Below are 8,371 nucleotides of genomic sequence, written 5' to 3'. Positions count from 1 at the left end.
ACTTTTCCTGGATCTGTGACTGTACCTGTTAATTTATCAGCTACTTTTGGATTTGCATCATCCTTGTCTGGAATACCATCGTTGTCATCATCTGGATCGGTCACATCTGGAATGCCGTCGCCATCTGTATCGCGTTGGATAGTTACAGGGATTTTTACAACAGTCTCTTCTGTTCCACGTTTCAGTTTAACTGGAATCTCTACTGTACGCTCTTCTTCTTTTGGTCCCCAATCTGTGACAGTTGGTGTACCTACTAGATTTCCATCGTTATCCACTGTTAAACCATTTACTGGACTATCTACTGTAATCGTTGTGCCTGGTTTGTTTGGTGTTACTACCTTAGTATTTGCTGGGACAGGTGTTTTTTCTTTTACAGTTTTTCCTGTTGTGTCTCCTGTTAATCCATCTGCTACTTTTGGAGTTGCATCTTCCTTGTCTGGAATTCCATCGTTGTCATCATCTGTATCTACTTTATCTGGGATTCCATCGCCATCTGTATCGCGTTGGATAGTTACAGGGATTTTTACAACAGTCTCTTCTGTTCCACGTTTCAGTTTAACTGGAATCTCTACTGTACGTTCTTCTTCTTTTGGTCCCCAATCTGTGACAGTTGGTGTACCTACTAGATTTCCACCGTTATCCACTGTTAAACCATTTACTGGACCATCTACTGTAATCGTTGTGCCTGGTTTATTTGGTGTCACTACCTTAGTATTTGCTGGGACAGGTGTTTTTTCTTTTACAGTTTTTCCTGTTGTGTCTCCTGTTAATCCATCTGCTACTTTTGGATTTGCATCATCCTTGTCTGGAATACCATCGTTATCATCATCTGGATCTACTTTATCTGGGATTCCATCGCCATCTGTATCGCGTTGGATAGTTACAGGAATTTTTACAACAGTCTCTTCTGTTCCACGTTTCAGTTTAACTGGAATCTCTACTGTACGTTCTTCTTCTTTTGGTCCCCAATCTGTGACGCTTGGTGTTCCTACTAGATTTCCACCGTTATCCACTGTTAAACCATTTACTGGACTATCTACTGTAATCGTTGTGCCTGGTTTGTTTGGTGTTACTACCTTAGTATTTGCTGGGACTGGTGTTTTTTCTTTTACAGTTTTTCCTGTTTTTTCTCCTGTTAATTTATCAGCTACTTTTGGATTTGCATCTTCTGTATCTGGAATTCCATCGTTATCATCATCTGAATCTACTTTATCTGGAATGCCGTCGCTATCTGTATCACGTAGAATTGTAACTGGAACATCCTTAGTAACTGTCTCGTCACCATTTTTAACTTTAACTGGAATCGTAATTTTACGTTCTTCTTCTTTTGGTTTCCAATCTGTGACAGTTGGTGTGCCAGTTAAATTACCATCGCCATCTACTGTCAATCCATTGACTGGTGTTTCTGTGGTGATTGTTGAACCTGGTTTGTTTGGTGTTACTACTGTAACTGGCGTAGTTTTTTCTTTTTCCAGAACTGGTGCTGGTGGAGTAACTTCAGCTCCCAAACTACCATTTGCTGTTCCTCTAGCTACCGGACTCTCAAGAACTACATTATCAATTCTCTTAGAAACTTTTGCAGTTACTTCTGTTTTATCTGCAATTTCAGCATCAGAAATTGTCACAACGCCTGCAGGGGTTACTGACACTTTATCAGCTGTCTTACCATTTACAGTCCAAGTATTTCCTGATTTTATAACTGTTACAGTTTCTGGTGTAGTCTTACCTGTTGGTACATAAGTAAGGGTGATAGTATCAATATCTTGTGGATTAGTACTATTAGGGCGTGTTGGTGGGGTAATTGTCACACTACCATTCTCATGTCCAACTACGCTAGGCACTGTTGGAGTTACTGCTAACACTACTTGACGCTTAATTTCTGCAGGTGCAAATGTTGTTCTAGTTGTACTATTTACATCCGTAATAGAATTTTTGCTAGTATCCGGGAATACTGCTGTTGCATTTCGAGTATATTTCCCTGAGTTATCTAGTGTTGTTCCTGAATCTAATTTATCTCCAGCTTTCCATGTCCACGTCATACCACTTGGTAAATAATTGTTTCCACGATCTGCTTTATCTTCACTATCTACAACCTTAAGATATCTATGAGCATCAATATTTTTACCACTATTGGCTACATTCAACGTTGAAGCTACTGGTACTTTTGCGATACCATTTTCAAGGTTTCTAGTCTCAATATCAACCACTCGATATTTGAATTTCAAATCACGGCTATCAGTAGCACTGCTTCCTTCAACATGTAGAGTAGCTTCATGTTCTCCTAAAGTTTCAGTATTCAATACAGTACCTGAAGACAAGCGAGTTGCATATGGATTTGCTTCAGTTTTTCCTGTTTGAGATGTAAATGTAGAAGCGGTTACTCCTTTTGGAAGTCCTCCCTTAACTTCTACTTTAGAAATTACACCTGAGTTATCCCATACCTTCAATTCAGGGTTAAATGTAGCGCCACGATAGACTGTAAAGATTGGTGAATTAGCTGTTTCTGTTAATGTAACACCATTTAAAGTAGCTTGTGGTTTTTGAACATCTTTTGCAGTTACTTTTGCTGGATCTGAATCAGCACCATTTCCATTTTTAGTAACTACTGTTACTTCTGTGTTATCTTTCACCTTATCTGCCGGAATAGTGATTTCCCCTGTATTGGAATCAATTCTAACTTCCGGATTATTCACAGTCCATTTGCCATTTGTTCCTTTAGTTCCAACAGCTGTTTTCGGAGTATTATCTTCCCCTGTATAGCTTACAGTAATCTTATCTGCTTTTGCTGGATTTTGTGGTTTAGCTGTAACATCACCATTGTCTTTTGCTGTTGCTACTGGTTTAGCTGGCTTAGAAAATTTCGCTGTTGCTTTTGCTGGATCTGAATCAGTACCATTTCCATTTTTCGTAACTACTGTTACTTCTGTTCCGTCTTTTACTTTATTTTCCGGAATCGTGATTTCTCCAGTATTTGGATTGATTTGTACTTCTGGAGTATTTACTGTCCATTTTCCTTTCGGATCTTTAGTTCCAACAGCTGTTTTTGGTTGATTATCTTCTCCAGTATAGCTTACAGTAATTTTATCTGCTTTTGCTGGATCTTGTGGTTTACCTGTAACATCACCATTGTCTTTTGCTGTTGCTACTGGTTTAGCTGGTTTAGAAGATTTTGATATTACTTTAGCTACTGGACTTTCAAGAACTACATTATTATCAATTCTCTTAGAAACTTTTGCAGTTACTTCTTTACCATCCGCAACTTCAAGATCAGAAATTGTTACAACACCTGCTGGAGTTACTGATACTTTATCGGTTGTCTTACCATTGACTGTCCAGTTATTTCCTGATTTTGCAACTGTTACAGTTTCTGGTGTAGTCTTACCTGTTGGGGTATAAGTAAGTGTAATTGTATCAATATCTTGCGGTGTAGTACCATTAGGACGTGTTGGTGGGGTAACTGTTACACTACCATTTTCATTGGCTACTACACTAGGTGCTGTCGGTGTTACCGCAAGAACTACTGGACGCTTGATTTCTGTCGGTGCAAATGTTGTTCTAGTTGTACTATTGTTATCTGTTACAGAACTTGGGAATTGCGCTGTAGCATTTCTTGTATATTTCCCTGAATTGTCTAATGTAGTACCTGGATCTAAGTTGTCTCCAGCTTTCCACGTCCAAGTCATACCTTGAGGCAAGTGGCTATTCCCACGATCGCTTTGATCTTGGCTATCTACAACTTTAAGATAATTATGAGCATCAACATTTGTACGGCTATTTGGTACATTTAAAGTTGAACCTACTGGTACTTTCGCGACACCATTTTCAAGATTTTTTGTTGTAATATCCACAACACGGTACTTGAATTTCAAGTCACGACTGTCAGTAGCACTACTTCCTTCTACGTGAAGAGTAGCAGTATGTTCTCCTAATGTCTGAGTATCTAATACTCTACCCGAAGACAAGCGAGTTTTATACTTCTTATCTTCTGAACTTCCATCTTTACCAGTTTGGGCTGTAAAGTTAGAAGCACTTACTCCGCCAGGAAGATTTCCAACTGTTACTTTTGAGATTTTTCCTGAGTTATCCCATACTTTAAGCTCTGGGTTAAAGTCGGCACCACGATAGACTGTAAAGATTGGTGTATTGGCTGTCTCTGTTAGCGTAATACCATTTAAAGTAGCTTGTGGTTTTTGGACATCTTTCGCAGTTGCTTTAGCTGGATCTGAATCCGCACCATTTCCATTCTTCGTAACTGCAGTTACTTCTGTCAAGTCTTTAACTTTATTAGCTGGAATTGTAATTTCCCCAGTATTGGCATCAATTCGAACATCTGGATTATTCACAGTCCATTTGCCGTTTGTTCCTTTAGTTCCTTCAGCTGTTTTTTGCTTGTTATCTTCACCTGTAAAGCTTACTTTAATTTTGTCTACTTTTTTAGAATCTTGTGGTTTTGCAGTTACATCCCCATTATCTTTAGCTGTTGCTACTGGTGTTTGAGCTTTGTCATCTACAACATGCACGGGAGCATCAACAATAAATTTTCCACGTTCAGGAATAGTGACTTCCACTTTACCATACACAGGTGCATTCGGTGCTGTAGGTCTTGATACATCTGGATCTTTAAACCAACGATATGTTGTACCTGCAGGTAATTCATTTGGATTCGCAATACTGTTGTAAGCGTCTGGAATGACCCCTACTTTAGTACTTTGCGGTTTAGATTTTGGTTTTAAGTCATATTTAGCAGCTTCCTCTGGTTTCAGTGGTAGGGTACCGATAATGGCGTTTTGACCGTTTCTATATCGAATTAGCCCATCTGTTGAGTATCCGCCATAGGCAAGATACGGATCATTCGCTAAACGTTTTTTAATATCCGCAAGCATCGGATTATTTTTATTTTTATTACCCCAATCCGACATAATGCTTTGATCTAACTCATCACCTTCAAGAATCTTCGTTTTGAACGTAATAATCGTACGTTGTCCAGCAACGACGTTCAGTTTATCTTCGATTACCCCTCTAGCAAGGTTATAAATTAAACCACCTGTTGTAATACCGTACATATCTTTCACACGTGAAGCTGCATCTGGATTACGATCGGTACCATCTTTTCTAGAATCACGATAAATATTTTTTCTCCAACTATTATCAGGATTAGCATAATCCATCCAAGAACCTATATTTTCACCATAAGTTGACCCTGAACGGCGTTCACCATTTTTAACATAAGCTCGAGAAAACGTGTTTTCATACTCCCATTTTGATGCACTTGCATACTCTTGATGAGATATTTGACTTCCATCTTTATATTTTGTATAAGTGAAGTCATACGGATCTCCTACAGTACGCGGAATAGCAAGTGATATTTTCTTAGAAGAACCCGCAAGAGCATTTTCCGCTGGACCTGAATCTACGATCCAGTAATAATATTTATTTCCATCTTTTTCGATACGCTCTTCACGATACACACGAATATTGTCATAGGCTTTATCAGCAGTCCCTACACTTACGAAGGCATATTGCTTGGTATCTGGTGAATATACATCACGCTCTGAATAGTTAAGCATTGGGTTTTTATTCCAACCAACACCAAAGTCTGTTTTTCTTGTTTCACGAACGTTACTTGTTCCACGTCCTACTTCTTTTCCGTTCTTTTTGACTACGGCTGTAATAGTAGCACCTTTCACCATCAACTTAGGGTCTACATTAACTGTAAAATATCCGTTTGATTGAGATTTAGTCGTGTATTTTTTCCCACCAATTGATATTTCAACATCAGCTTCTGACGCTGTATATCCATCAACCTGAGCTACACCAGCTAAACTATCATTGAATGCCACTGTGTCTACTTGACTTACTGTAGTATTATAAACACTTTGACCATTGACTACTAATTCAACTTTATCTCCCACTTTAATACCTGGTGCATTTAATTTAAAAGCTCCAGTATCATCTAGTTTAGACGTAAGTATCTTTTGGCCATTTCTCTTAATTTCAATTGTTGAAGATGGCGTTGCATATCCTGTGATAAATCCAGAGTCCGCTACAACTATCCCAAGACTCCCACGTTTAGTCGTTTTATCAATAGGTGCAGATCTTAGATTAGAACCTTGTCCCATACTTTGACCATTACGTGAGTCACGAGCACCTGAAGTCAAACGTGTTGTAGCATTTTTAACAGAATTAAACATTCTCTTCACAAGTTTGTTCATTTCTTCAACATCATTCAGAGAAACTGTTGTGTTTTCAAGAACTTCTTGCGCCAATCCCAATAGTTCATTGGCTTTTTCAAGAACTTCTTTGCTTGTCTCATGCTCAGGCAATTCCAAGACAGCTGCCTGCAATTGATCTACAGATACTTTCAAAGAATCTTTTTTAGCTGATACAGTTTGACTCTCTTCGCTTGCTCTTACTTCAGAAGAAGATTGGTTCGCTAGGTTGTCAGCCTGCTTTTCAGTTTTATCTACTTGAACCTCACTTGATTCTTTAGAAGCAACCGATAAGACTGTCACATCTTTAGACAAGAGTTCTACAAGCTCATCAATATCCTTTTGAGCTAGGTCAGAATTTTCTAGGGCTTCTTTTCCTTTTTGAAGTCTATCTTTAACAGGCGATACTACTGAGTCGTCAAGGTTTAATTTAGTTGAAAGAAGAGAATTTAGTTCTTCAACTACTTTTCTCAACTTAGTTTTATCAACTGTAGGCGCTTGATTTTCCAAGGATTTATTTACTTCATCTACTTTGTTTCCAGTAGGTTTCGCAATACCTTGAGGCGACTTGGCCTCATCTTTAGGACTTACTACACCCGCAGTAGATTTTGGAGTGTTTTCAACTACACTATCCGCACTAGCAACGCGCGCGCCCAAAAACATCAGCGCTGCAACAGCAACTGAAGCGGCACCGAAACTGTATTTACGAATAGAAAAGCGCAAAACTTTTTCACGTTGCTGTCGATTTACTTTATATGAATTCGATTTGTGTTCCATTTGTCCTCCTAAGGGCAATATAATATAGAAAAAGCAATCTTCATAACTTCAACCCCTTAAAAAGAGTTAAGCTATAAAAATCACTATGATGATCGCTATTAGCAAATAACATCACAGCTATCACAGCTATCACAGCTATCACAGCTATCACAGCTATCACAGCTATCACAGCTCAATTATACCATTTTTTATATATTTAAACAAGCCAAAACCGATTTATTACATAAAATAGGGATAAAATATTTAATTATTCAAAAAATATTATTGTGTTGTATATATTAATACACTTAACTCTCTAACTTTAAAATAAATCTGTAACCACTTATCATATCAGATAATTCATCGTCATTTTTAATAGTAAAAAATAATCATCTAGAAAATTTAATAGTAACAGATGACTAACTCTATACCCCAATCGAGAGCTTCTTATACTCTTCAATAACCAAATTCAAACCATGTCAGCGTCGGCCTGTCATACTCAAGTACTACCTGCTCCTAGCTTTCTAGTTTGCTCTTTGATTTTTATTGAGTATTACTGCACATTTTTTAAAAATACAACAACGGCCTTGCACCTCTTAAAACGAGGAACAAGGCCGTTGTTATTTTTTTATTCATTGTCCACTTAACAATGAACAATACATATTTTGACTACATTTTTAGTCTTCTTTTTTCTTTGCAAGAGCAAGTCCGAGACCACCTAGCATACCAAGAAGTCCGAGAGATGCAAGAGTAGCATTTGATTCTGTTCCTGTATTTGGCAATACATTTTGAGAACCATTTGACTTAGCTCCATTATCAACAGTAGTCTTAGTATCTACCTGATCTGCATTCGGAGTAACTGCATCTGGAACTGGAGTTGTTGGTGCTGGTGCATCTTGACCAGAACCTCTATTAGTATCAGGTGTAACCGGAGTTACTGGAATTGTATTTGGATTTGTACTTCCACTTACTTTTCTGAAAATGTGGGTAATTACTGGTTCATTTTCATCAATCACAGTTCGTACAAATTCATATCCAGGAATTGATCCATGTTCCACATCCTTTTCATTACCTGTCTTAACGGATGGTTTCAATACATTTCCATCTTCATCAATCCAGCGAACCTCAATAGTTAATTCTGGTAAAGTGATTGGATCTGGTAATTCACCGTTCACTCCACCCTTGAATTCTGGTAATTCAACTGTTGGCGGTGCTATGAGTGTCATTTCTTCTCCGACTATATCGTGAGAAATTCCTATTTCTAGATCTGTAACCGTTGCGGTTCCATCGTCGCCTACAGTGACAGTCTTACCTGGGTTCTTCGCTTTGACCTTATCTTCCACTTGTTTTTTCTCTTCTGGAGTTAAGTGGGATTTGTCTTGAACAACAACCTTCTCATCTGGTTT

At 38.2% G+C, this 8,371-nt stretch carries 2 protein-coding genes; both read right to left on the bottom strand.

Going from position 1 to position 8,371, the window contains the following annotated elements; genetic code table 11:
- The coding region (locus tag KV696_RS00010; RefSeq protein ID WP_219966503.1) for a sialoglycan-binding domain-containing protein at positions 1–6,986 on the bottom strand (6,986 nt) is incomplete at its 3' end.
- 656 nt (positions 6,987–7,642) lie between these two features.
- On the bottom strand, positions 7,643–8,371 hold a 729-nt coding region (locus tag KV696_RS00005), incomplete at its 5' end, for an LPXTG cell wall anchor domain-containing protein (protein ID WP_219966502.1).

This window comes from Streptococcus humanilactis (assembly GCF_019448275.1).
Taxonomy (GTDB): Bacteria; Bacillota; Bacilli; order Lactobacillales; family Streptococcaceae; genus Streptococcus; species Streptococcus humanilactis.
Note: the sequence above shows the minus strand (reverse complement) of the source record. Positions and strands in the feature narration are given on the sequence as shown.